At 64.7% G+C, this 24,126-nt stretch carries 19 protein-coding genes; 13 read left to right on the top strand and 6 right to left on the bottom strand.

What is annotated here, in order from left to right; genetic code table 11:
• Positions 1-984 precede the first annotated feature (984 nt).
• On the bottom strand, positions 985-1,188 hold the full coding sequence (locus K6G35_RS19780) for a cold-shock protein (protein WP_008646365.1): 204 nt from the start codon (positions 1,186-1,188) through the stop codon (positions 985-987).
• Between the two features lie 325 nt (positions 1,189-1,513).
• Here K6G35_RS19780 and K6G35_RS19785 point away from each other — a divergent pair, with 325 nt between their 5' ends.
• From K6G35_RS19785 to K6G35_RS19795, 3 genes are all read left to right on the top strand, one after another.
• Positions 1,514-2,875, top strand: coding sequence for an NCS2 family permease (locus K6G35_RS19785; protein ID WP_035882941.1), 1,362 nt, complete (start codon positions 1,514-1,516; stop codon positions 2,873-2,875).
• Positions 2,876-3,489: 614 nt separating this feature from the next.
• Positions 3,490-3,951 carry a hypothetical protein gene (locus K6G35_RS19790; RefSeq protein WP_186425770.1) on the top strand — a complete coding sequence of 154 codons (462 nt, stop codon included), beginning with the start codon at positions 3,490-3,492 and terminating at the stop codon, positions 3,949-3,951.
• A gap of 125 nt (positions 3,952-4,076) precedes the next feature.
• Positions 4,077-5,450, top strand: a complete 1,374-nt coding sequence (locus tag K6G35_RS19795; protein ID WP_035882937.1) for a sigma-54-dependent transcriptional regulator — start codon at positions 4,077-4,079, stop codon at positions 5,448-5,450.
• 164 nt (positions 5,451-5,614) lie between these two features.
• On the opposite strand, the gene K6G35_RS19800 is transcribed toward K6G35_RS19795, so the two are convergent.
• Both K6G35_RS19800 and K6G35_RS19805 read right to left on the bottom strand, forming a co-directional pair.
• Positions 5,615-5,935 carry a hypothetical protein gene (locus tag K6G35_RS19800; protein ID WP_035882936.1) on the bottom strand — a complete coding sequence of 107 codons (321 nt, stop codon included), beginning with the start codon at positions 5,933-5,935 and terminating at the stop codon, positions 5,615-5,617.
• Positions 5,936-6,801: 866 nt separating this feature from the next.
• The gene (locus tag K6G35_RS19805) at positions 6,802-6,996 is read right to left on the bottom strand and encodes a hypothetical protein (RefSeq protein WP_234707009.1); all 195 of its coding nucleotides are present in this window, start codon (positions 6,994-6,996) and stop codon (positions 6,802-6,804) included.
• 221 nt (positions 6,997-7,217) lie between these two features.
• Here K6G35_RS19805 and K6G35_RS19810 point away from each other — a divergent pair, with 221 nt between their 5' ends.
• Positions 7,218-8,183 (top strand): YihY/virulence factor BrkB family protein, encoded by a 966-nt coding sequence (locus K6G35_RS19810; RefSeq protein ID WP_035883080.1) that lies wholly within the window; start codon positions 7,218-7,220, stop codon positions 8,181-8,183.
• A 96-nt stretch (positions 8,184-8,279) separates the two neighbouring features.
• The gene (locus K6G35_RS19815) at positions 8,280-9,872 is read left to right on the top strand and encodes a peptide chain release factor 3 (RefSeq protein WP_008646353.1); all 1,593 of its coding nucleotides are present in this window, start codon (positions 8,280-8,282) and stop codon (positions 9,870-9,872) included.
• A gap of 74 nt (positions 9,873-9,946) precedes the next feature.
• Here the strand turns inward: K6G35_RS19815 and K6G35_RS19820 are convergent, their stop codons facing one another.
• Positions 9,947-12,091: a TonB-dependent receptor family protein gene (locus tag K6G35_RS19820; RefSeq protein ID WP_495676893.1), complete on the bottom strand. Its 2,145-nt coding sequence runs from the start codon at positions 12,089-12,091 to the stop codon at positions 9,947-9,949.
• Positions 12,092-12,408: 317 nt separating this feature from the next.
• On the opposite strand from K6G35_RS19820, the gene K6G35_RS19825 reads away from it, so the two are divergent.
• The 3 genes from K6G35_RS19825 to K6G35_RS19835 all read left to right on the top strand — a co-directional run bounded on the left by K6G35_RS19825 (position 12,409) and on the right by K6G35_RS19835 (position 15,642).
• Positions 12,409-13,668 carry an MFS transporter gene (locus K6G35_RS19825; protein ID WP_186425769.1) on the top strand — a complete coding sequence of 420 codons (1,260 nt, stop codon included), beginning with the start codon at positions 12,409-12,411 and terminating at the stop codon, positions 13,666-13,668.
• Positions 13,669-13,739: 71 nt separating this feature from the next.
• Positions 13,740-14,657: a helix-turn-helix domain-containing protein gene (locus K6G35_RS19830; RefSeq protein ID WP_051705404.1), complete on the top strand. Its 918-nt coding sequence runs from the start codon at positions 13,740-13,742 to the stop codon at positions 14,655-14,657.
• Positions 14,658-14,787: 130 nt separating this feature from the next.
• Positions 14,788-15,642 (top strand): mechanosensitive ion channel family protein, encoded by an 855-nt coding sequence (locus K6G35_RS19835; RefSeq protein WP_035882932.1) that lies wholly within the window; start codon positions 14,788-14,790, stop codon positions 15,640-15,642.
• 96 nt (positions 15,643-15,738) lie between these two features.
• Here the strand turns inward: K6G35_RS19835 and edd are convergent, their stop codons facing one another.
• On the bottom strand, positions 15,739-17,565 hold the full coding sequence (gene edd / locus K6G35_RS19840) for a phosphogluconate dehydratase (protein ID WP_008646344.1): 1,827 nt from the start codon (positions 17,563-17,565) through the stop codon (positions 15,739-15,741).
• Positions 17,566-17,885: 320 nt separating this feature from the next.
• Between edd and zwf the strand changes: the two genes are divergently transcribed.
• The 5 genes from zwf (at position 17,886) to K6G35_RS19865 (ending at position 23,177) form a co-directional block, all read left to right on the top strand.
• Positions 17,886-19,334, top strand: a complete 1,449-nt coding sequence (gene zwf / locus K6G35_RS19845; RefSeq protein ID WP_024570298.1) for a glucose-6-phosphate dehydrogenase — start codon at positions 17,886-17,888, stop codon at positions 19,332-19,334.
• A gap of 81 nt (positions 19,335-19,415) precedes the next feature.
• Entirely contained in the window at positions 19,416-20,096 is a 681-nt protein-coding gene (gene pgl / locus K6G35_RS19850; protein WP_495676894.1) for a 6-phosphogluconolactonase, read from the top strand.
• A gap of 4 nt (positions 20,097-20,100) precedes the next feature.
• Positions 20,101-21,111 carry a glucokinase gene (locus K6G35_RS19855; protein WP_186425842.1) on the top strand — a complete coding sequence of 337 codons (1,011 nt, stop codon included), beginning with the start codon at positions 20,101-20,103 and terminating at the stop codon, positions 21,109-21,111.
• 6 nt (positions 21,112-21,117) lie between these two features.
• Positions 21,118-21,846: a response regulator transcription factor gene (locus K6G35_RS19860; RefSeq protein WP_495676895.1), complete on the top strand. Its 729-nt coding sequence runs from the start codon at positions 21,118-21,120 to the stop codon at positions 21,844-21,846.
• Positions 21,846-23,177, top strand: coding sequence for an ATP-binding protein (locus tag K6G35_RS19865; RefSeq protein WP_495676896.1), 1,332 nt, complete (start codon positions 21,846-21,848; stop codon positions 23,175-23,177). The genes K6G35_RS19860 and K6G35_RS19865 overlap by 1 nt, the downstream gene beginning before the upstream one ends.
• Positions 23,178-23,190: 13 nt before the next feature.
• Here the strand turns inward: K6G35_RS19865 and K6G35_RS19870 are convergent, their stop codons facing one another.
• Entirely contained in the window at positions 23,191-24,126 is a 936-nt protein-coding gene (locus tag K6G35_RS19870; RefSeq protein WP_008646334.1) for a 2-hydroxyacid dehydrogenase, read from the bottom strand.

A 24,126-nucleotide genomic window follows, 5' to 3' on the forward strand; every position in this document is an offset into this window, starting at 1 on the left:
TTGTCCACGCAGAATCGGGTACGCAAACGGCTTGTCAGCATCGAGGAACTGGTCTGGGCGTACCCGATTCTGCGCCTGTATCGACTGTTAACGAACCCGTTTCTGCGCTGAACCCCAATCGGCACGCAAAACCTCCAAAGCGTACCTATTTCTGCGGCGTACCCAATTCTGCGCATGGAGCCGAGACCACCCTCGGAAACGCGTCGCGTACCCATTTCTGCGTACTCCAACGCCATACGTAAAGACGCAAGCGTACCTACTTCTGCGAGCCGACACGACCTGGACGACCGGCGGCACCGGCGCCCGGTACGTATACGTCGTCTCTCAAAAAAAGCTAGTACCCACTTAGTACGTATACGTCCAAGTTGGCTCGTTCCGTTGCGTACCAGTTTCTGCGGCGCACTTGCGTATACATGCGGGGCTAGAGCCCGACAACGCAGGGGGGGAAACAACAAGGCCGTACCCGTTTCTGCGTACGAACGCCGCAAAACTGCGTACCTGTTTCTGCGAGCACCCTTCGGCATGGGACATCAACGCCGTGGTGGCGAGCGCGCTGTACCCGTTTCTGCGTGGATAACCCGATTGCCTCTTTGATAAGCAGGAAAAGTCGACCAGCGTCTGTGACGCTGGGCGCTTAGGCTCGTTGGATCGGCGCGACATGAAGGCGGGCCGGCTTAACCTACATGCGTACCCATTTCTGCGGAGCAATTGGAGGCATCCGTCGGTTGCGCGCGAAAAGCGTACCCATTTCTGCGTGCCCAAGCGATTGGGCTAGGAGGAGTGGACCGCGCACACCAGCTTCGACGGGAAAAAGCGTACCCGATTCTGCGAGTGGATCAGGAGTGGGTCAGGGTTCTGCCAGGGGAACACCAGGCGCGATGCTTGGCTTGGGGAGCTACGAAAGCAACGGGCGTAAAAAAACCCGCCATAAAGGCGGGTTTTCGCGATCAAGCGCACCGCAAGGTGCGCTTTGAATCACAACGCTTACAGCGGGGTGATGTTCGCAGCTTGCAGACCCTTCGGGCCGTTCTTGACTTCGAACGACACGCGTTGGTTTTCCTGCAGCGACTTGAAGCCGTCAGCACGGACTTCCGAGAAGTGAGCGAACAGATCGTCACCGCCAGCGTCCGGCTTGATGAAGCCGAAGCCCTTGGCGTCGTTGAACCACTTTACGATACCGGTTTGCATGGTATTGCTTTCCAAAAAAAATATAAAAGAAACCGATGGTGCACACACCACCGTACAGCGAACTCAAGGAAAGGACACCATGGACAACCGAAGTACCAAGACGGTGGCTAACGAATGAACTGTTGCCTCGTCGCTTGAATCTGGCGGAGATTTATACGGGGGATTGTCGCTCCCGTCAAGGCAGGGGATTACCCGAACCTAAGCTGGATCAACAAACCCAGCATATGGGATCATCTCGCCTTTTTGCATATTGTCGATGAAGTGCCCGCTGGCAGACAGCGCTGGCGCCGCAATGAGCACTTCGTCAACAGTCAGGAGACCAGTGATGTCCACGTCGGACCAGAGACCACGGCCAGGCAGCGAATCCACCCTCGCACAGCCATCGACCGGTGTGTTCGAGCGCCTCTTCAAGCTCGGTGAACACAAGACCGACGCCCGCACCGAAATTCTCGCGGGCGTGACCACTTTTCTTACCATGGCGTACATCATCTTCGTCAACCCGAGCATCCTTGGCGATGCCGGTGTGCCGAAAGATGCAGTGTTCGTGGCCACGTGCCTGGCTGCTGCCATCGGCACGTTGATCATGGGGTTCTACGCGAACTATCCGATCGCGATGGCGCCTGGCATGGGGCTGAACGCCTACTTTGCCTACACCGTCGTCAAAGGCATGGGCTTGCCGTGGGAAGCCGCGCTTGGCGCGGTCTTTATTTCAGGCTGCCTCTTCTTGCTGGTGACGCTGTTTCGTGTGCGCGAGATGATCGTCAACGGGATTCCGCACGCGCTGCGCGTAGCGATCACCGCCGGCATCGGCCTGTTCCTCGCAATCGTCGCGCTAAAGAATGCGGGCATCATCACCGCCAGCCCGGCCACCCTTGTCACCATCGGCGACCTGCACCAGACGTCCGCGATCCTGGCGGTGATTGGCTTCTTCGCCATCGTCGCGCTGGACCATCTCAAGGTGAAAGGTGCCATCCTGATCGGCATTCTCGGCACCACGATCCTGAGTTTCGTTTTCGGTGGGAACACGTTCCACGGCGTATTTTCCGCGCCGCCGTCCATCGCCCCCACGCTGTTCAAGCTTGATATTTCCGCTGCGCTGTCGATCGGCATCGTCAATGTCGTGCTGGTGTTCTTCCTGGTGGAGCTGTTCGATGCCACTGGCACGCTGATGGGCGTGGCCAATCGCGCCGGGCTGCTGAAGGCAGGTCGGATGGACCGTCTGAACAAGGCGTTGATGGCGGACAGCACTGCGATCATGGCTGGCTCGTTGCTCGGCACGTCGTCTACCACGGCCTATATCGAAAGCGCTTCGGGCGTGCAGGCCGGCGGCCGCACGGGCCTGACAGCGGTAACCGTGGCGGTATTGTTCCTGGCGTGCCTGTTCATTGCGCCGCTGGCTGGCACCGTTCCCGCCTATGCAACGGCGCCCGCGCTGCTCTATGTCTCCTGCCTGATGCTGCGCGAACTGGTCGATGTGGACTGGAGCGACGCGACCGAGGTCGTGCCCGCGGTGCTGACGGCGCTTGGCATGCCATTCACGTACTCGGTGGCCAATGGCGTGGCGTTCGGTTTCATCGCCTACGCCGGCCTCAAGCTCCTGACCGGCCGTGCGCGCGAGGTGCCGGTGATGGCATGGGTCATCGCGGCCGTCTTCCTGTTCAAGTTCTACTACCTGCCGGGGCACTGAGCACGGCGGCTTAGCCATTTGCAGGGAAAACAGGGCGGCCTCGGCCGTCCTTTTTCTTTCCGTGAGCGTTGTAACGTCATCGTCAAAATGAAAACGATGACATTCGGCGGAAGCAAATGCTGCAGTGCGTACCTATTTCTGCGTATGAAACGCGAGGTTCCGACGCCAACCGTACCCGTTTCTGCGATGAATGTGAGTGCTTATTTACCTTGCGGCCTCCACATAAAGCCGCGTACACGCCTCATACAAAAGTATGAGAGTAGGAGGAAGGGGACTACGCCGGGCTGGACAAAAGAGGACAAATGCACTGAACTATAGGCGTGGCAAAAATTTGAGGGCGCAAGAGCGCCCTTTCTTGACTCCGGGTTTCGGAGGACGCCGGCGATGACCGGCAAGCGTTTCCGACAAAGCGCCAGGTCCGGCAAGTTTCAGCCAATACAAGGACCGGCCGACAATGAGACCGTTCGCTTTTGCGCCAACGGCTTCGCCACCACGAAATAAAGAGCGCGCGAACCAGATACGCGTCAAATAAAGACAGATCCAATCCAGAACAGAGATAGTGGTAACAAGCGAACGTGTAGTGCCGGGGGATGTTGTGCAACGGGGAACAGATCATGACCGCAGGAGAAATCCGGCGTCCCGCCATCGGGCCCATCAGCGAATCCGCCAAGCCGTCCGCCCACCGTGCGTGGACTGTCCTGGGTGAATCGTCAGCAGGCATCGCGCTGTCAGACTGGCACGAGGATTACGCCATTGCCGAAGTCGCCGCCGTGCTTGCCGATGACCAGGAAATATCGCCGCGCACCCGCGCCGCGGTAGAGGCGCTACTGCACCGGCACCGCCTGCTGGCCGAAGAGCTTTCGCGACAGCGAAAGCTGCTCCAGGAATGGATTCTCAGCCAGCAGACCTACAAGACGCTGTACTTCCAGTACTCCGGCCAGTCGCCCGACGCACCGAACATCGAACTGATGCTCGAAAAGGACATGGTGCGCCGACGAATCCGCGACCAGCTGAGCGCCGGACGCGACGATGTCAGCGTCGTGGAAGAACCCCCACACAGTTTGTCCAGACCGTGATTCCCACGTTGCGCGCGGCACCGACCGCGCAGCCAGCGGACCCCGAACGGGCCATGCGGCTCGCCGCCACACCTGCGGGCTCGGGTTCCGCCACTAACAAGAAGTTCAACGTCCGGGAGAACGTCATGGACCGACTGTGCAAGGCGCCGACACGGACCGCACAGATCGTGCTCGTGTCGCGCTATGAAGATTTTGGATTTAACGCGAACCAGTTTGGCTCCGGATGGGAAATCCGCCGGGTGCAGCAGGTTCGCGACCTCGAGCGCCTGGTGCGTGCGAGTTCGCCCATGGCTGGCGTGCTCGACCTGCAGGCGCCTTACACCGATGCCGAGCTGAGCCAGCTCGAACAGGCGCTGCAGCACCTGCACGTGATGTGGGTCGCGATTACATCCACGGCGATGCTGGAGGACGAGCGTATCCGTCGTCTGATCCGGGACTATTGCGTCGACTACGTGCGCACGCCATTCTCGTTCGACGAGTTGCTTTACACGCTGAAGCACGCGCATGGCATGGCCTGTCTGCACGGCGCTCGCTCGCCCGAACTGGTGGCGCGCGGGCCGATGATCGGAGAATGCGCGCCCATGCGCAACATGTTCCGCTCGCTGGCGAAGGTCGCGCACAACGACGCGCCGGTGTTCATCTCCGGCGAATCGGGCACGGGCAAGGAACTCGCGGCCCAGGCCATCCACGAAGCATCGAGCCGCCGCAAGGGGCCGTTCGTGGCGATCAACTGCGGCGCGATTCCATCGCACCTCGTGCAATCGGAACTGTTCGGCTACGAGAAGGGCGCGTTCACCGGCGCGAACCAGCGCAAGATCGGCTGGATCGAGCAGGCCCAGGGCGGCACGCTGTTCCTCGATGAAATCGGTGACCTGCCGCTGGAAAGCCAGGTTGCCCTGCTGCGATTCCTGCAGCAAGGCATGATCACGCGCCTGGGCGGGCACCAGTCGATTCCGCTCGACCTGCGCATCATCTCCGCCACGCACGTGGACCTTGTAGCGGCACAAAGCGACGGCCGGTTCCGCTCCGATCTGTTCCACCGGCTCTGCGTGCTGACACTGACCATTCCGCCGCTGCGCGAGCGTGGCGAGGACATCCTGCTACTCGCGAATACGGTGCTGGCAGAACACGGCCACGAGGCGCACCGGCGTATCCGTGGCTTTTCCACCTGCGCGACGCAGGCCATGATGCAGTACATGTGGCCGGGCAATGTGCGCGAACTGATCAACCGCGTGCGTCGCGCCATCGTGATGACCGACAACCGGAAAATCACGGCCGAGGATCTGCAATTGCACGGTGGGGTGGAGGTGCCACGCAAGACGCTGGACGCGATTCGCGAGGAGGCAGAACGCGAGGCGATCCGCTCCGTCATGGCCAGCCATGGCTTTCACGTGGTGCCGGCAGCGCGCGAACTCAACGTGTCGCGCGTGACGCTATACCGGTTGATGCACAAACACAACATCCGTATCGACACGCAGCCCAGCGCGTCCGCGGAGTAGCGACCTCGACACAGGAAGTGCAGAAACAGCACGCGCAGCAAGTGCCAAGGGAGACCCGGCGACGTCCGCTCGCCAGGTCTCCTTTGTCCTGCCGCCCGGACAGCGGTGGCAGGCTAGCGCGGCTTGGCCCGCGCAATGCCGAACGATTCCTCTTCCCGGAGTGATCAGCTCATGCTGATCTTGCCGCGCCGTCCGCGCGGCGGCGTGGTGCCATCGTGGTTGCGATCGGGCAGCGCCTCGTGCGGATCGATCGCGTTATCGCGAGCCTGCCGCTCATCGGATTTCGCCGGCTGGTCCGGCTTGAAGCGCACGTCTCCCCAGGCCCAGCCGAAGGTGCGTACATAGGTGTCGTTGCTGACGGCCGCATGGCTGTTCAAGTTCATGTCGTCGGGCCGGTCGAAGTATGCGTAGTTGCCTGCCAGGGCCGGCGTCGCAATGCTCGAGAGCAAGGCCAGCGCGAGGGCGGCAAGGACTCTTGCGTGCATGGGTGGCTCCCTCCCTCACTAAAAAAGGTGCCCGCCGGGGGACGGAGCACGTAAACCGGTGTAGATCCGCGCGCGACAAAAAGCAACGACCAATCACCCGCCCGCGCGAGAAAGAGGCCCGTCAGTAACCGGGCGGCCCGCTGCGGGATCGGCTGGCGCAGGCAGCCACGCCACAGCCGGCGGCCGCGCAATAGGACGTGGCGGGCCGTCTGGGCGCTCGCGGCGACGGAAGCAGGGGCGGCGACAGCAGATCCTGGACGCTTGGCGCGGGGCCCGCTAGTCGATAGGCGCGTCTGCGCGCCGTCATGCGCGCTGGTGGATGACGCATGGCTGTTTCCTCTCCCGGGGTTACTTTCGTATTGTTGTCACTGGCTCGTGTTCTTCTGGCACTGACTCTCCAGAGCGACAAGCGTGCCAATGTCATGCTTTCTCTTGTGCCGCAAGGCCTGCAGGCCGTTGACGTGCCAAGCGTTCCCGGCGGGATGGCATGCTTCGATGCCATTCGGTTTCGCGGCTGTAACCGAAGGCGTGAAAGTCCGCTGCTAGCGCGTGCACGCGCGCAACAAGCTGGCAAACCGTGGGCGCGTCAGCGGGCTGGCCTGGTCGGCGGCCCGGGTCGGATTCGGGGGGGAAACGGAAGATGAGCGGTGGATTAACGGCCTGCGCATCCACTGGAAGGGCGGCCATGCGAGTCCACGCCACGAGGTGAGCGGTTCGGCGTCCACATGGCATGTCAGTCTTATCAGACAACGATGCCTGTGCACCTTGTTGCAACGCTGAAACAGGCGGTCAGGCGATCCGCTGCCGCAGAAATGGGTACGCTCGGCGCTGGCCGAACCTGACCGTACCACGCTCGGTGCGGTGTTCTAGCGGGGCGTGCCAGACGGTGACGATGCGCTGGTGCCTGCGGCCTGCGATCCGTTGCTGGAGATGGGTTTGGGGCCCGGCCCCGGCGCCTGATTCCGATCGCATCCTGCAAGCGCGCCCAGGCAGAACGTCAGGCAGAGCGTCAGCCCGATGCCGCGCACAACAGGGGACCGGCCAAGCATGGTGCGAATCACGATTGCCTCCTGATATCCCGGCGAGTGGATGGCCCGGCCGGTTGTTGTGCCTTGATCTACTCTAGCAGGCGTGTCCGCGCGGCGCTTGACCGCGCGCACTATGATGAACTCAAGCCCGGGCGCCGATAACGGCGGTCGTATTCATCGTGGCGCGGCCGCACGACTTTGACGGTGCCGATCCCTGCACTTATGCTTGGCGAAGTTACCCAAGGATGAACGCCATGCCCCCTGAACACGCCCCAAACAACCCGGAGCACGCTTCCTCGCAACGGGCGCCCAGGCGCTGGCTTCCAGACCGGCACACCGGCGGGCGCACCGTGCGCGTGGTGTCGGCCTCGATCAATTCGTGGCTGGACCATCGCGCCGCCAGCAAGGGCGCGGCGCTGTCCTTCTACATGCTGTTCTCGCTGGCGCCTATCCTGGTGCTGGTCATCTCCATCGCCGGACTGTTCTTCGGTGCCGAGGCGGCGCGCGGTGAGATTTTCGCGCAGATTCAGGATCTGGTCGGTGCCAAGGGCGCCGCCGCGATCGAGGGCATTCTGGCCGCCACGCATCGCGCCGGCGGCAGCGGCGTGGCGGCAATCATTGCCACCGGCATCCTGTTCGTCGGCGCCACCAGTGCGTTCGCCGAGCTCAAGAGCAGCCTGGACGACATCTGGCATGCGCCGCCGCCGGCCGGCGCTGGCTGGCAGAAGCTGCTGCGGGCCCGGCTGCTGTCGTTCAGCATCGTTCTGGTTCTGGCTTTCATGTTGCTGGTGTCGCTGATCGTGAATGCCGCGCTGGCCGTGATCGACCGTTTCTGGGGGCAGCTCTGGACGGCCACATGGTTCGCGCCGGTGGCTGAAGGCATCTCGACGCTGTTTTCGTTCGCCGTCGTTACCGCGCTGTTCGCGGTGATCTTCAAGATGCTGCCGAATGCGCGCATCGCGTGGCGCGACGTGATGATGGGCTCCGTCATCACGGCCCTGTTGTTTGCCGTGGGCAAGCGCCTGATCGGCCTGTACCTGGGCAACAGTGCGGTGGCATCGTCGTACGGGGCAGCCGGATCGGTCGTGGCGCTGATGCTCTGGATCTATTATTCGGCACAAATCTTCTTCTTCGGTGCCGAGCTGACGCGCCAATACGCACTGCAATTCGGTAGTCTGCGCGGTCATGATCCCGCGCAGGAGCGCGAAACGGTAAAATAGCGCCCCTGTCCGCCCTCGGGCCAGCCGCGCCCCGGCGCCGCTGCGCCGTTCGGGCCTTTGCCATCACCAGATATCACCTGCCAGGTTCCCCCAGCCGTGAGTTCGCTCGTTTCCGAAATTGCGCGTCGGCGCACATTTGCCATCATCTCCCACCCGGACGCGGGTAAGACCACACTGACCGAGAAGCTGCTCTGGTTCGGCGGCGCAATTCAGGTGGCCGGCGAGGTGCGCGCGCGCAAGGCCGATCGCCACGCCACCTCGGACTGGATGGAACTGGAAAAGCAGCGAGGCATCTCGGTGACGTCGTCGGTGATGCAGTTCCCGTATCAGGCGCGTCCGGAGTTGCCCGAGAACATCGTGAACCTGCTCGACACCCCGGGCCACGAGGACTTCTCCGAAGACACGTACCGCACGCTGACCGCCGTGGATTCGGCCGTGATGGTGATCGACTCGGTCAACGGCGTGGAAGCGCAGACGATCAAGTTGCTCAACGTCTGCCGTTTGCGCGCCACGCCGATCCTCACGTTCATCAACAAGCTGGACCGAGAAGGCCGCTCGCCGATCGAACTGCTCGATGAAATCGAGGACGTGCTCCAGATTCAGTGCGCGCCGATGACCTGGCCGATCGGCATGGGCAAGGCGTTCCGTGGCGTGTATCACCTGATCGACGACAAGGTGCAACTGTTCGACCCGAAGGGAGAGAAGGGCACGGCGGCGATCATCGACGGCATCGACAACCCGGAACTCGACCGCATCCTGGGCTCGCAGGCCGAGGAGCTTCGCATCGAGGTGGAACTGGTGCGCGGCGCGTCGCACACGTTCGACAAGGAAGCGTTCCTGGCCGGCAAGCAGTCGCCGGTCTACTTCGGCTCGGCCATCAACAACTTCGGTGTGCAGTCGCTGCTCGACGCGCTGTGCGAGCTGTCGCCCCCGCCGCTGGCGCGCCAGACCGAAAGCCGCACCGTGGAGCCCGAGGAGGCCAAGTTCACCGGCTTCGTGTTCAAGATCCAGGCGAACATGGACCCGCGTCACCGCGACCGCATTGCGTTCGTGCGCGTCTGCTCGGGCCGTTTCGATCGCGGCATGAAGCTGCTGCACGTGTCGCAGGGCAAGACTGTCGCGATCAACAACGCCATCACCTTCATGGCGCAGGACCGTAACACGACTGAGGAAGCCTTCGCGGGCGACATCATCGGCGTGCCGAACCACGGCACGATTCGTCTCGGCGACGTGTTCACGGAAGGCGAGCCGCTGCGCTTCACGGGCATCCCGTCGTTCGCGCCCGAGTTCTTCCGCCGCGCGCGACTGAACAACCCGCTCAAGGTCAAGCAGCTGCAGAAGGGTTTGCAGCAGCTTGCCGAAGAAGGCGCGACGCAGATGTTCCGTCCGCTGGCTTCGAACGATCTGGTGTTGGGTGCGGTCGGCATGCTGCAGTTCGATGTGGTGGCGCACCGCCTGGAGCATGAGTACGGTGTGGACGCGATCTTCGAATCGCACGAATGCGCCACGGCACGCTGGCTGAAGGGCGATCCGGCCGAAATCGAGAAGCTGATCGACAAGGCCGGGCACAACGTCGCGCTCGACGGTGCGGGCGACCATGTCTACCTGGCCCCGAGCATGGTCAACCTGCGCCTGACGCAGGAGCGCTTCCCGAACATCAGGTTCCTGGAAACGCGCGAGATCGCCTGATCCCCAGCGCAGTTCGATAACGGAAACGGCCCGCATCTGCGGGCCGTTTCCGTTGGTGCGTGCGGCGTGACCCGTCAGTACGCCAGCGATGCCTGGATATAGAACGTGCGCGGCATGCCGACGTACATCCCACGGTTGTTATCGGTGGAACGCGTGAAGTAGCGGCGGTCGAACAGGTTCTTGATGCCGACTGCCAGCTTCAGGTTCTGCGCGGCCTTGCCGAAGTCGTAGCCCATGCGCATGTTCAGCAGCGCGTAGCCGGGAATGTCGCCAAGCGAGCCATCCGCCGATTGCTGCGTCTGGTACACGGGGTTGTCGCCGGCCGGGTCGCCTGGCGAGTGTTGCTTCGACTGCGCGTAGCCATCGACGTTGATGGACCACCGGTCACGCGCGTAGCGCATCCCCAGCGTGGCTACGTGGCGCGAGTAGAAGGGCAGGTCGCGGCCCGCGAACGCGCCTTGCTGGTAGGTGGCGTCCGTGAACGTGTACGTGGCGTAGGCGGTCAGGCCGGCCAGCGTTTTCGTCAGCGAACCGAAGTCGAAGCGCAGCCCCGATTCGATACCGCGGTGCTTCGTCGCGCCAAGGTTCGTCCATGCATCCTGCGAGCCGTTCCGGCCGGCACGCAGCTGCAGTTCGTCATCGAAGTTGATGTTGAACAGCGTCAGCTCACCGCCCCAGCCGTGCACGTCATTGAAGTGCGTGCCGATTTCGTAAGTCTTGGCCTTCTCGGGCGTCAGACCGTTAGTGGTGCGGTTGATCTGGAAGTACTGGACGGGCCCGAACGAAACGCCCGCATTGGCGAAGGCGGTCCAGTTGTCGGTGACGTGGTACATCACCGAGACCGACGGCAGCGGCTCGTTCGCCGAGTTGTCGGTTCGCTTGCCGGTCACGTTGTCCGTGATGTTCGAGCGGATGAATTCGTAGCGCAGGCCCGGCGTGATCGTCCACTTGCCCCAGTTGATGGTGTCATCGATGTAGATCGCGTTGGCCGTGGTGCCGCCGTCGCTGGACTGGTACAGGCTGGCAGGCAGGTCGGGCGCGTACACGCTGCCCGGCGTGTAGAGGGCCGTGCGCGTCGCCCGTTCGGAACTGGCCTCGCGCAGATAGCGATAGCCGACGCTGATCTCGTTGCTGACGCTGCCGGTGCGGAACAACTGCGAGTAGCGCGGCTCGATCGCGAACACGTGATAGTTGCGCGGTGATTTGGTCAGCCGCATCTGGCTGCCGTTGGGCTGCTCGAGCGTGCTGCCACGGAAGCTGTCGGTGTAGTACGTCAGGACTTCGAACTTGCGGTTGTTGTCGTTGTGCGCGTACTTGAGCGAGAAGTCCGTGCGGCGGCCCGAGAAATCGTCAAACGGGCGCGTGGACTGGAACGGGTTGGCCGCAAATTGCTCCGGCGTGAGGCCCCCAGGCATGCCTGCGTGCGCTTCGTAGTAGTGGAACGCGGCCGAGAGCTCGTCGGTCTTGGAGATCCGATAGGCGCCCTTGAGCATCAGGTCGTCGATATCGACGTTGTCATTGCTCTCGCGGTAGCCATTGCCATGCACGCCGGAGTAGAGCAGGGCGCCACCGAGGCCGTTGTCGTTGGTGCCGCCGATGAAGGCGGTGGGGTTGGCCTTGGCATTGCCACCGTGGCTGTAGATGTCGGTGGAGACCGACGCGTCTGCCGCGAAAGTCTGCGGAATCGGGCGCGTCACGAAGTTGATGATGCCGCCCACGTTCTGCGGGCCGTATCGCACCGAACCCGCGCCACGCACCACGTCGACTGCCGCGAGGTTGCCCAGCGAGGTAGGAGCCATCGACAGTTGCGGCTGTCCATAGGGCGCCACGGCCAAGGGCACGCCATCCATCAGGATCGTCGAACGTGGGGAGAGCCGCGAGGTCAGCCCGCGCACGCCCACGTTCAGCGAGATATCGCTGCCGCCCGTGCCATTGTTGTCCTGCACCTGCACGCCGGGCACGCGCTTCAGCACGTCGCGCACGTTATTGGCGCCCGTCTCGACAATGGCCTCCCGGTCGACGATGGTCCGTGCGCCGGGATGCTCCAGCACCTTTTCCTCGTTGGGGGCCTCGAGCCAATTACCCACCACGGTCACGGCGTTGAGCGTGGTTTCATCGGCACGGGTGACGGCCGGTGCGGTCTGGGAGCGGGAGGCGAGAGGAAGGGCGAGCAGGGCGACGCCGGTGGCGCAAAGGGTCAGGCGAAAAGCTGGCAGCACGGTGAACATCCGAGGTAGGCAAATACAAGTGCCTGATGGTGCGCAACGCGTCGCGAAAAGCGTGTGCTGCGTCACAAGGCCTCGAAAGTATAAATAGGAATGATTCGCAGCTACATTGTTAACGGTAAATTTTGTCGGACATGTGGCATAAATGCATCAACGTTGATACATGAAAGCGTCAGCACCTCCCGACCGCCTCGTTTAGAATCACCACCTTTGTGTCCAAGTGCACGCATTCGTGCGCTTCCCGCCTCGCAGTACACAAAATGTGCTGCTGAAGCATCTCCGACGCGTTCCTTCGAGCGCCGATACACCCCATGTCCACCGCCCCCGCGCAAGCGGCCGACGAGCCGCAAACCGTCTTTCGTGATCCTGCTTTCCGGCATTTCTGGTTCGCCCGGCTTTGCACCACCATCGCCTATCAAATCTTCACTGTCGCCGTCGGCTGGCAGATGTATGACCTGACGCGCGATCCGTTCATGCTCGGCATGGTCGGGCTGGTGCAGTTCCTGCCGTCGATCGTCCTGCTGCTGATGTCGGGTCATGTGGCCGACCGGTTCGATCGCCGCATCGTGGTGCGTACCTGTCAGGTGCTGGAAGCACTGATCGCGGCATCGATGGCCGCGGCGAGTTTCTCGGGCTGGGTCACGAGCGAGCACATCTTCCTGTTCGTTGCCGCGATCGGCGGCTGCCGCGCCTTTGAAACCCCCACGCTCCAGGCATTGCTGCCCAGCGTGGTGACGTCACGCCAGTTGCCACGCGCGGTGGCGTTGTCGAGTTCGGCGGGGCAGACCGCGATCATCATCGGGCCGGCGCTGGGTGGCTTTGCCTACGTAGCGGGGCCCGGCGTGGTCTATTCCATCAGCGCCGCGCTGTTCGCGGTTGCCGCGATCCTGGTCACCACGCTGAAGCTCCGGCAGGCCGCGCAGCGGATGACCGCGCAGGCCAGCCTCAAGACGCTGTTCGCCGGATTTGCCTATATCCGAAGCCATCAGGTGCTGCTGGGCGCGGTGTCGCTGGACCTGTTCGCGGTACTGCTCGGTGGCGCCACGGCGCTGCTGCCGATCTACGCGCGCGACATCCTGCATACCGGTCCGTGGGGTCTTGGCCTGCTGCGCTCGGCGCCCGCGATCGGTGCGTTGACCACCGCGCTCTGGCTGGCCCGCAACCCGCTCAACCGTCGCGTCGGGCGCGTGATGTTCACGGCCGTGGCGATCTTTGGTCTGGCGACGATGGTGTTCGGCGTCTCCAAATGGCTGCCGCTGTCGATGGCGGCCCTCGTGGTGCTCGGTGCGTCAGACATGATCAGCGTCGTGGTGCGCCAGACGCTGGTACAGCTCGACACCCCCGATGACATGCGCGGACGCGTGGGCGCGGTGAATTCGGTGTTCATCGGCGCTTCCAACCAGCTTGGCGAATTCGAATCCGGGGTGACCGCCGCGCTGCTCGGGCCGGTTGGCGCGGTCCTGCTGGGTGGTGTCGGCACGCTGATCGTGGTGGTGGCGTGGATGCGCCTGTTCCCGAACCTCACTGAGCGTGATCGCCTGCACGACCATCATCCGGCCAAGGCAAGCTGAGCGGCATGGCCGCTCGCCGGCAGAAAAGCGTACCCGTTTCTGCGCGCCGGTGATCGCGCTATAGTCGCCCAATGTCCGTCTCCTCCACACCCCTCCATGACAACGCGGTGTTCTCCGCGCTCACGCAATCGCGGGCGTCGCTGGAGAGCGCCTGCGCGCTGGGTGACGGGTTTGGCCTCGCGCTCTGGCGCAACCGGATGGACGACACCGCGTATGCGCGGCCCGGCCATCACACGATGTCGGTCTATCTCGAGGGCGGCTTCTCGACGTACCGGCGCGACGCACCCGACCGCAAGGGCGCGCCCGACCGCCTGTGCCTGCTGCCTGCCGACCATGAGTCTCGCTGGCACGTCGGCGGCACGCAGCGCTTCATGCATCTCTACTTCCAGCCCGAGCATCTGGCCTGGCACTGCGTGCGTGTGCTGGACATGGAGCCACGCGCGCTGCAGTTGCAGGACCGCCTGTTTGCCGAAGACGATGCGCTGGTGGCGCTGACCCGCCACATGGTTGCGCTCGACTGGGAAGCGCCCGACATGCGCATGGCCGCCAATGCGATGGCGCACGAAGCAGTGACGCGGATGCTGCTGTCGCACGGCACCCGCCAGCCTTCGGTCGACTGGCGCGGCGGTCTTTCCGTGGCTGCGCGTCGGCGTGTAACGGAGTGGGTTCACGCCCATCCGGCCGCCAATCCCACGCTCGGAGACTTGGCCGCGCTGGCGGATCTGTCCGAGTACCACTTCGCCCGCATGTTCCGAATTTCATTCGGAATGCCCGCGCATGTCTGGATCATGCGCGCGCGGCTGTCACGGGCGTGCGGGCTGCTGGGCGACCGGCGGCTCTCGTTGCAACAGGTAGCCGACCAGGCTGGCTTTGCCTCCGCCAGCCATTTCAATAACAGGTTCCGCGCCGCCTATGGGGTGACGCCGGGACAAGCGCGTGCGTCTGGAATGGGCGCACTACCGTCTATTTCGGCCTCTCGGGCATCGTAAGGCGCACATTTAGACCGTTTCGCTGCACTGCGTCACGCAGAAATGGGTACGCTTTTGCTGAAGACCGATCCGGAACGTCTCGGTCCGACGGGTGTCTACGAGCTTTGCCCTGAAAGGAAGGAGCCGACGGATGGACCTGAAATTCATTGATCCCGCCAAAGTCGAGGCCACCTGGACCTATCTCGCGCAATTCGCGGTTAGCCAGGGGCTGAACCTGCTGGCCGCGCTGGCGATTCTGGTTACCGGGTGGTGGTTGTCCAGCCGCGTCAGCCGGGCGTTGACGCGGGCGCTGCAGCGCACGTACATCGACGACACCCTGAGGCCGATGCTGACCGCGGTGGCGCAATGGATCATCCGGATCCTGACCATCGTGCTGGTGCTGTCGCAGTTTGGCGTGCAGACCGCCAGCATCATCGCGATGCTGGGTGCCGCCGGCCTGGCGATCGGGCTGGCGTTGCAGGGCACGCTGCAGAACATCGCGGCCGGCATCATGCTGGTGCTGCTGCGACCGTTCCGCGTCGGGCAGTACATCGACGCGCAGGGCGTGGCGGGCACGGTGCGCGAAACCGGCCTCTTCATGACCGAGCTGACGACGGCCGATGGCGTGTGCATGCGCGTGCCGAACGGCAAGATCTGGGGCAGCGCCATCACCAACTACAGCGAGAACCCGACGCGCCGCCTGGACATCGAGGCCATCGTCACGTTCGACAGCGACATTCAGGCGGGCCTCGATGCGCTCAAGGCCATGATGACCGAGGAGTCGCGCCTGCTGCCCGAGCCGAAGCCCGAAGTCATGGTGACCCGCTACACCGACCGGGGCATCACGCTGAACGCGCGCTACTGGACGAACAGCGGCGACTTCTGGAGCGTCCAGTATGGCTTCTTCGGCCGGCTGCAACAGCGGCTGGAGGATGCCGGTTGCCGCCTGGCCGTGCCCGTGCAGGAAGTACGCAAGCCAGAGAGCGGCGACGCCGCCCGGGCGTAACCCACACGCACGCGAAACGCGTCCAAAACGCGCGCAAGAATCGTACGCAGAAACGGGTACGCTTTCGCGGCCGCCCCCCCAATTCCCCTAATTCCCTTAATGCTCTTCCGCGAACAGCGAGCACGCGCCGGCTTCGGCCGTGCTCACGTGCGCGCGAAAGCCGCCGAAGAGGTCGCGGCCCACGCCATGCCGATTGCGTGTCAGATCGGGCGTGTCCATGGGGCGGGACGCCCATTCTGCCTCGTCGACCCTGACCGTGAGCACGCCTGCGGGGGCATCCACGCGCACGATATCGCCCGTGCGGACCTTGCCGATCTCTCCGCCCGCATGCGCTTCGGGGCAGACGTGGATGGCAGCCGGTACTTTGCCCGATGCGCCCGACATGCGGCCATCCGTCACCAGCGCCACGTGGAAGCCGCGATCCTGCAGCAATGTCAGTGTCGGCGTGAGCTTGTGCAGCTCGGGCATTCCGCAAGCCGATGGGCCTTGCCACGGGAGCACGGCCACGAAGTCACGCTCCAGCTCGCCACGCTTGAAGGCAGCCAGCAGATCGTCCTGGCGATGGAACACGATGGCGGGTGCTTCCACGACCTGATGCTCGGGTTTGACGGCCGATGTCTTGATAACGCAGCGGCCGAGCTTGCCATCGAGCAGCTTGATACCGCCGTCGGGCGCGAACGGGCTGTCGGCGGTGCGCACGATGGTGTCGTCCAGGGACTTCACCGGGCCGTCAATCCAGCTCAGCTTGCCATCTCGCAGTACCGGCTCGCGCGTGTAATCGGCCAGACCGGTGCCGGCGATCGTATTGACGTCGTCATGGAGCAGCCCCAGCGACAGCAGCCCGCGTATCACCACCGGCAACCCGCCGGCCGCCTGGAACTGGTTCACGTCGGCCTTGCCGTTCGGGTACACACGCGCCAGCAAGGGCACAGCGGCGGACAGTTCGTCGAAATCGTCCCAGGTCAGCAGAATGCCGGCCACGCGGGCCATGGCGATCAGGTGCAGCGTGTGGTTGGTGGACCCACCCGTGGCCAGCAACCCGACGATACCGTTCACAAAGGCGCGTTCGTCCAGGACTTCGGCAATCGGCATGTAGCGCGTGCCGCCGTGAACGAGCCGCAGCGCCTGGCGCGCGGATTCGCGGGTCAGGGCCTCGCGGAGCGGCGTGTTCGGATTGATGAAGGCCGTGCCCGGCAGATGGAGGCCCATGATCTCCATGAGCATCTGGTTCGAATTGGCGGTGCCGTAGAACGTGCAGGTGCCCGGGCCGTGGTACGACCGTGTCTCGGCTTCCAGCAGTTCCTCGCGCCCGATCTTGCCTTCCGCGTAGAGCTGGCGGATATGCGCCTTTTCCTCATTGCCCATGCCGGTCGTCATCGGGCCACCCGGCACGAACACGGCGGGCAGGTGTCCGAACGACAGCGCGCCCATCACCAGGCCTGGCACGATCTTGTCGCACACGCCGAGGCAGAGCACGCCGTCGAACATCTGGTGCGATAGCGCGACCGCGGTGGCCATCGCGATCACGTCACGCGAGAACAGCGACAGGTCCATGCCGTCCTGGCCCTGCGTGACTCCATCGCACATGGCCGGCGTGCCACCGGCGAACTGCGCGGTACCGCCGGCGTCCAGAGCGGCTTCCTTGATCCACTGCGGAAAGGCGTTCAGCGGCTGGTGTGCGGACAGCATCTCGTTGTAGGCCGACACGATCGCGAGATTCGGCCGCTCCTGCGCCTTGAGCCGGATCTTCGCATCATCGGGCATCGCCGCCACGCCGTGTGCGAGATTGGTGCACGACAGGTTGGCGCGTTCGACCTTCTGGCCCGCCATGGCGCGGGTGCGCTCCAGGTAGGCCTGGCGGGTAGGGGCACTGCGGGCCACGATGCGGGCCGTGACCGCATCCAGTACGGGGTGGCGGGGCATGGAAGTCTCCTGTAGGGCGCTATCAGCGTAGTCGAAATTCATGGGCATCATCGGAATGCCGTCCGGATCGGCGACCTGCCCGTTTGCGAGGGCGTCTGCATGTGGGATTGAAGCGGCTCACGGTTGTTCCGCCACGGTGATCCGGGCCACGCAGAAACGGGTACGCTTTGGGTCCGATGTGCGGCGCGGGTCATGCTCGTGGCCACTTCCCCCTGCCCAAGCGGCGGCGAGTGACGTACCATGGCCGGAACCAATGCGCCGCGCGGCGGACTCAATAGTTGCCGGGGCGCCCCATCCCCCGCAAGGAGCCCAGGGTGAGCTTGCCCGATTTCGACATGGTGCTGTTCGGCGGCACCGGAGACCTGGCGCGGCGCAAGCTGCTGCCAGCCCTTTTCGACGCGCACCGCACGGGGTGTCTCCACCCGTCCTCGCGCATTCTCGCTACCGGAAGTCATCCGCACACCACCGAGCAATACAAGGCGATGCTCGAGGAAAGCGTGCGTCCTGGCCTCGAACATGCGCCACCCGAAGCGTGGACCTCGTTCATGGATCGTATCGGCTACGTGCAGGCCGACGCGCGCCAGCCGGCGCACTTCGACGCGCTGGCCGAGCAGGTGCTGGCCCGAAAGCCCGAAGTGGTCGTGTGCTATCTGGCCACGGCGCCACATATCTTCGTGCCGATCTGCGAGCAACTGGGGCGAACCGGCCTCAATGCGCCCAACGTGCGCGTGGTGCTCGAGAAGCCGCTCGGCCATGATCTCGACTCGTCGGAGGCGATCAACAACGCCGTGTCGCGGTATTTCGGCGAGGAACAGATCTACCGGATCGACCATTACCTGGGCAAGGAATCGGTCCAGAACCTGATGGCGATCCGCTTCGCCAACGCGCTGTTCGAGCCGCTGTGGCGGCGCGAGTGGGTGCAGGACGTGCAGATCACCATCGCCGAGGAACTGGGCGTGGAGACACGCGGTGATTTCTACGATCGTACCGGCGCGCTGCGAGACATGGTGCAGAACCACCTGGTGCAACTGCTGTGCATGGTGGCGATGGAACCGCCGGCCAGCCTGTCCGAAGACGCGATCCGCGACGAGAAGATCAAGATCCTCAAGGCGCTCAAGCCCATCCTGCCGCAGGACGTTGCCGAGAAGACCGTGCGCGGCCAGTATCGCGCCGGCGCCGTCGGCGGCAAGCCCGTGGTCAGCTACGTCGACGAGCAGGGTATCGCCGCCGACAGCACGACCGAGACCTTTGTTGCCATCAAGGCCGAAATCGCCAACTGGCGCTGGGAAGGGGTGCCGTTCTACCTGCGCACGGGCAAGCGGATGCAATCGCGCGTGGCCGAGATCGTGGTCCATTTCCGCGACGTGCCCCATGCGATCTTTCCCAGGCCGCTGACCCTGTCGCCGCAGAACCGGCTCGTGATACGGCTACAGCCCGAAGAGAGCATCCGCTTGTATTTCCTGGTCAAGCAACCGGGCGATACCGTGGAGCTGACGCCGACCTCGCTCGATCTCGACTTCGCCAACTCGTTCAAGATGCGCCGTGCGGGCGCATACGAGCGGCTGTTGCTCGACGTGATCCGCGGCAAGCTTGGCCTGTTCGTGCGACGCGACGAGCAGGTGCAGGCGTGGCGCTGGGTCGAGCCGATTCTGGATACGTGGGACCAGAGCACCGTGCCGCCCAAACCGTACACGGCCGGCACCTGGGGACCGGCGGCATCGTCGGCCCTGATGTCGCGCGACGGCGCGTTGTGGCACGAGGAGGCCTGACGCGCCACAGAAGGATCGGAAACATCGGAAGCATCGGATTCACCACGACACGCGAACCATAAGGAGTAGAAGGAGCAGCCCATGCGCCAATTCGAACATGCGACGTTGATGGACCAGGCTGAATCGCTGGCCATCTCGATCGGTCACGCGCTTGATCTCGCGATCAAGGCCAAAGGCTGGGCCGTGCTGGCCGTGTCGGGCGGCAAGTCGCCACAAGCCATGTTCGAGCGGCTGCGCTACCGCCCCGTTCGCTGGGAAGCCGTGACGGTCACGCTGGTCGACGAGCGCGCGGTGCCGCCCGATGACGCAGACAGCAACGGAGCCATGGTGCGCAGCCACTTGCTGCGCGAAGGCGCGGGCGTGGCGGCCTGGGCGCCGCTGATTCGCGACGAGGCCGAGGCCGCGCACCCGCAAAGCGCGGTGGCGCGCCTGAATCAGGCCTTCCTGCAACCGGATGTGGTGGTGCTGGGCATGGGCGAGGATGGTCACACGGCCTCGCTGTTTCCGGATGCGCCTGAGCTTCAGACCGCCCTGTCCGAACCGACTCCGGGCTACATCGTTACCCATCCGTCCGTCGCGCCCCATGCGCGCATCACGCTGAACCTGGCGGCGTTGCTGGCGGCGGACCGCATGTTCCTGGCGATCAGCGGCGAGAAGAAGGCTGCCGTGCTGGAGCTGGCGCTGAAGACGCCGACGCCCTCGTTGCCGGTCAGTGTCGTGCTGGCACGGCACCGGCACGGCGTCGATGTCTTCCGGGTCTAAGCCGATGACGGATCGCGCGATGTCCTATCCCCGGATTCTGGCCGACGTGGGCGGCACCAACGTGCGCTTTGCCATGGAGACAGTGCCGATGCGGATCGGCGAGATCACCGCATACAAGGTGGCCGAGCACGCCTCGCTCGAAGCCGCGATGCGGCTCTACATGCTGACGCGTAGCGGCGCGGCCCGGCCGCGCCACGCGGCCATCGGCCTGGCCAATCCGGTCACTGGTGACCAGGTCAAGCTGACCAACCACAACTGGGCGTTCTCGATCGAGGCCATGCGCCGCGCGCTCGATCTCGACACGCTGGTGGCCATCAACGACTTCACCTCGCTGGCGCTGGCGCTGCCGTATCTGCCCGACGCCAGTCTTGTACAGGTACGCGACGGCACGGCGGTGGCCACGGCGCCCCGGGCCTTGATCGGGCCCGGTACCGGCCTTGGCGTATCCGGCCTGATTCCCGCGCCGGGTGGCGCGGTGGCGCTGGCGGGCGAGGGCGGACACATCGAGATCATGCCGGTCACCGACGACGAGTGGATCGCCTGGCGCGCCGCCCACGATCAGTTTGGACGCGTGTCGGCGGAGCGGCTGCTGTCGGGTATGGGTCTCTCGCATATTCATGCCGCGCTGTCCGCAGAAATGGGTACGCCTCTGGAGGTGCCGCTGGCCCCGGCGCAGGTGACGGACGGCGCGATGCGCGCGGGCGACCCGATATGCCGCCGCGCTTTCGACGCGTTCTGCGGGATGCTCGGCTCGGTAGCGGCCGACGTCGCGCTGGTGCTCGGCGCACGTGGTGGCGTCTATATCGGTGGTGGTATCGTTCCACGCTTTGTCGATGCCCTGCGGGCGTCGACGTTCGCGGAGCGCTTTGTCGCCAAGGGCCGCATGGGCAGTTTCCTTGCCGACGTGCCGGTGTACGTGATCACGGCAGAATATCCGGCGCTGCCGGGCCTGGCTCGCGCGCTGGCGGACCGGCTCGAAGCCGACGCGCGCCGCGCCGAGACCTCTCAATCCTGAAAGACGATGCGTGTATTGCTGGTAGAAGATGACGCCATGATCGGCGAAAGCGTGAAGGTGGCGCTGCGCCAGGAGGGCTTTACGGTCGACTGGGTGCGCGATGGCGATGCCGGACTCGACGCCGCATCGGACCAGCACGGTCCCCGGGCCGACGGCGGCTACGACGTGGTGCTGCTAGACCTGGGTTTGCCGCGCCGCCCGGGGCTCGACGTCCTGAAGACGCTGCGGGCCCGCAACGTGCGCACGCCGGTGCTGATCCTGACCGCGCGCGACGCAGTGGCCGACCGCGTGGCCGGACTCAACGCTGGCGCCGACGACTACCTGATCAAGCCGTTCGACCTGCAGGAGCTGGCGGCCCGGATGCATGCGCTGGTGCGCCGTGCCGAGGGGCGCGCGGAACCGGTGCTGCGCTACGGCGACATCATGCTCAACCCCGCCACCCGCGAAGCCACCAAGGCCGGCGCGTCCGTCCGGCTGTCGGCGCGTGAATTCGCACTGCTGTCGGCGCTGATGGCTCGACCCGGCAAGGTGTGGTCGGTGCCGCAGCTTCAGGAGCGGTTGTATGGCTGGGACGACGAAGTCGGCAGCAATACGGTGGAGGTCTATATCCATGCGCTGCGCCGCAAGTTTGGCGCGACGCTGATTCGCAATATCCGCGGGGTGGGCTATGTGATCCCCGCTGAAAGCGGCGCGGAACAAGACACCAAAGGCGGTCCCGACGGAGCCACACATTGATGCGCTCGATTCAACGTACGCTGCTCTGGTGGCTGGCGGCGGGGCTTGCGGTGGGGATCGCCGTGGCCACCGCGCTGATCTATGGGCAGGCGCGGCAGGAAGCCAATGCGCTGTTCGACTATCAGATGAAGCAACTGGCGGCCGCGTTGCCGAGCCAGTTTTCCGCGCCGGTGGCGCCGCCGTTCGATTCCGGCAGCCCGACGGGCGCCGACCTGCTGCATGCCGATGAGGACGTCGTGATCCATATTTGGGATGGCTCGGGGCGCAGCCTCTATCTGTCGCACTCGCATCCGGCATTGCCGCCGCAGGCGGAGCTGGGTTTCTCGAATGCGCAGACCAACTCTGGCGAGTGGCGCATCTACAGCGTGCAGCTTGGGCCGGCGGTCGTGCAGATCGCCCAGCCGATGAGCGCGCGTCGCACCCTGGCCGCGCATATGGCGCTGCGCACGGTGGCGCCGCTGCTGCTGCTGTTGCCGCTGCTTGGCTGGCTGGTGTGGCTGGCGGTGGGGCGTGGCCTGAGGCCTCTGCGCGAGATTGCCAGCGAGGTGAGCGCGCGCGATGCCAGCACGCTGGCGCCGCTGTCCGTGCGCAATATGCCCGTGGAGATCGCGCCGTTGTCCGATGCCTTGAACCAGTTGCTGGGGCGGCTGGCGCACGCCATCGACACGCAACGCGCGTTCGTGGCCGATGCCGCCCATGCGTTGCGCACACCGTTGGCCGCGCTGCAGTTGCAGGCTCAACTCGTCGAACGGGCCGAAAGTGCCGAGGCCAGGCAGGAGGCCGTGGGCCAGCTACGGCAGGGGCTCGAGCGGTTGACCCACCTCGTGGCGCAGTTGCTCACGCTGGCGCGGCAGGAGCCAGGCGCCGTGCCGCCGCCGCATGAACCGATCGACCTGCACGAACTGGCCGTCGGCGTGGTGGCGGATATTTCCCAGGCCGCCATCAATCGCGATATCGACCTCGGTCTGGATGACAAGGCCGGGAGCCAGGCCACCGTGCGTGGCGATGCCGATGCCTTGCGCATCCTGCTGACCAATCTGGTCGACAACGCGCTGCAATACATTCCGCGTGGCGGGCGCATCGATGTGCGGGTGAGCGAGGCCGCGGCGGGCGTGGAACTGGCCGTGATCGACAACGGCCCGGGTATTTCCGCCGCCGAGCGCGAGCGCGTGTTCGATCGCTTCTATCGCGTCCCAGATGCGCCCACCGGCGGAAGCGGGCTGGGTCTGGCCATCGTGGCCGAGATCGCGCAGTCGCACGGCGCGCGCGTCTTTCTGGAAGATGCGGCGCCGGGGCTGCGTGTGCGGGTGGTGTTTCCTGTGATCGTCTGATCTGATCGGCTGATCAGAGTACCGGCGCCACCAGCGGCTCGCCGGCGAAATGCCGCCGCGCATTCTCGACGAACTGGCTGACCGAAGCGAAGATTGCTTCGGGCGACCAGCCGGCCACATGCGGCGTCAGCACGACGTTGGGGCAATCGAACAGCTCGACGGGCGGTGCCGGCTCGCTCTCGTAGACATCGAGCCCCGCGCCGCCTAGTTCGCCTGCCCGCAGCGCGGCCGCCAGCGCCACCGTGTCTACCACGCTGCCACGCGCGATATTCACCAGATAGCCCGCCGGGCCCAGCGCGCGCAGCACGGGCGTGCCGACCATATGCCGCGTCTCGGTGCCGCCCGGCGTGGCGATGATCAGGTAGTCGGCCCATTCGGCCAGGGACATCACGCTGTCGAAGTAGCGATGCGGCACGTCCGTGCGCGCGCGGCGGTTGTGATAGCCGATCTCCAGATCGAACCCGAGACCGCGTTGCGCGATCCGTCGGCCGATCGTGCCCAGCCCGACGATGCCCATCCGCTTGCCTGACAAATTCGGGGCCAGCGGCAGCGCATTGCGCCAGATGCCTTCGCGCGTGGCGCGATCGTACGCGGGCACGCGGCGTACCGACGCCAGCAGCAACGCCATCGCATGGTCTGCCACGCAACTGTCATTGGTGCCGGCGCCGTTGCCGACGGCGATGCCGCGCTCGCGGCATTTGGCGGTGTCGATGTTCTCGTAGCCGGCACCCATCGCGCAGACCAGCTCCAGCGCGGGCATCGCGTCGATTTCTTCCGCGGTCAAGCCAATGCTGCCGATGGTCAGCACCGCGCGGAAGGTCTTGCCATGGGTAGCGACCTCGGTAGCGCGTTCGGCAGCAGTCGGCGCATAGCGAACGTCGTAGTGTTCGGCGATGAGGGCGAGGTGGGCAGGTTCGAGATGGTTGAGGATGAGCAGAGCGGGCTTCAT

Source organism: Cupriavidus sp. HY129 (assembly GCF_059492215.1).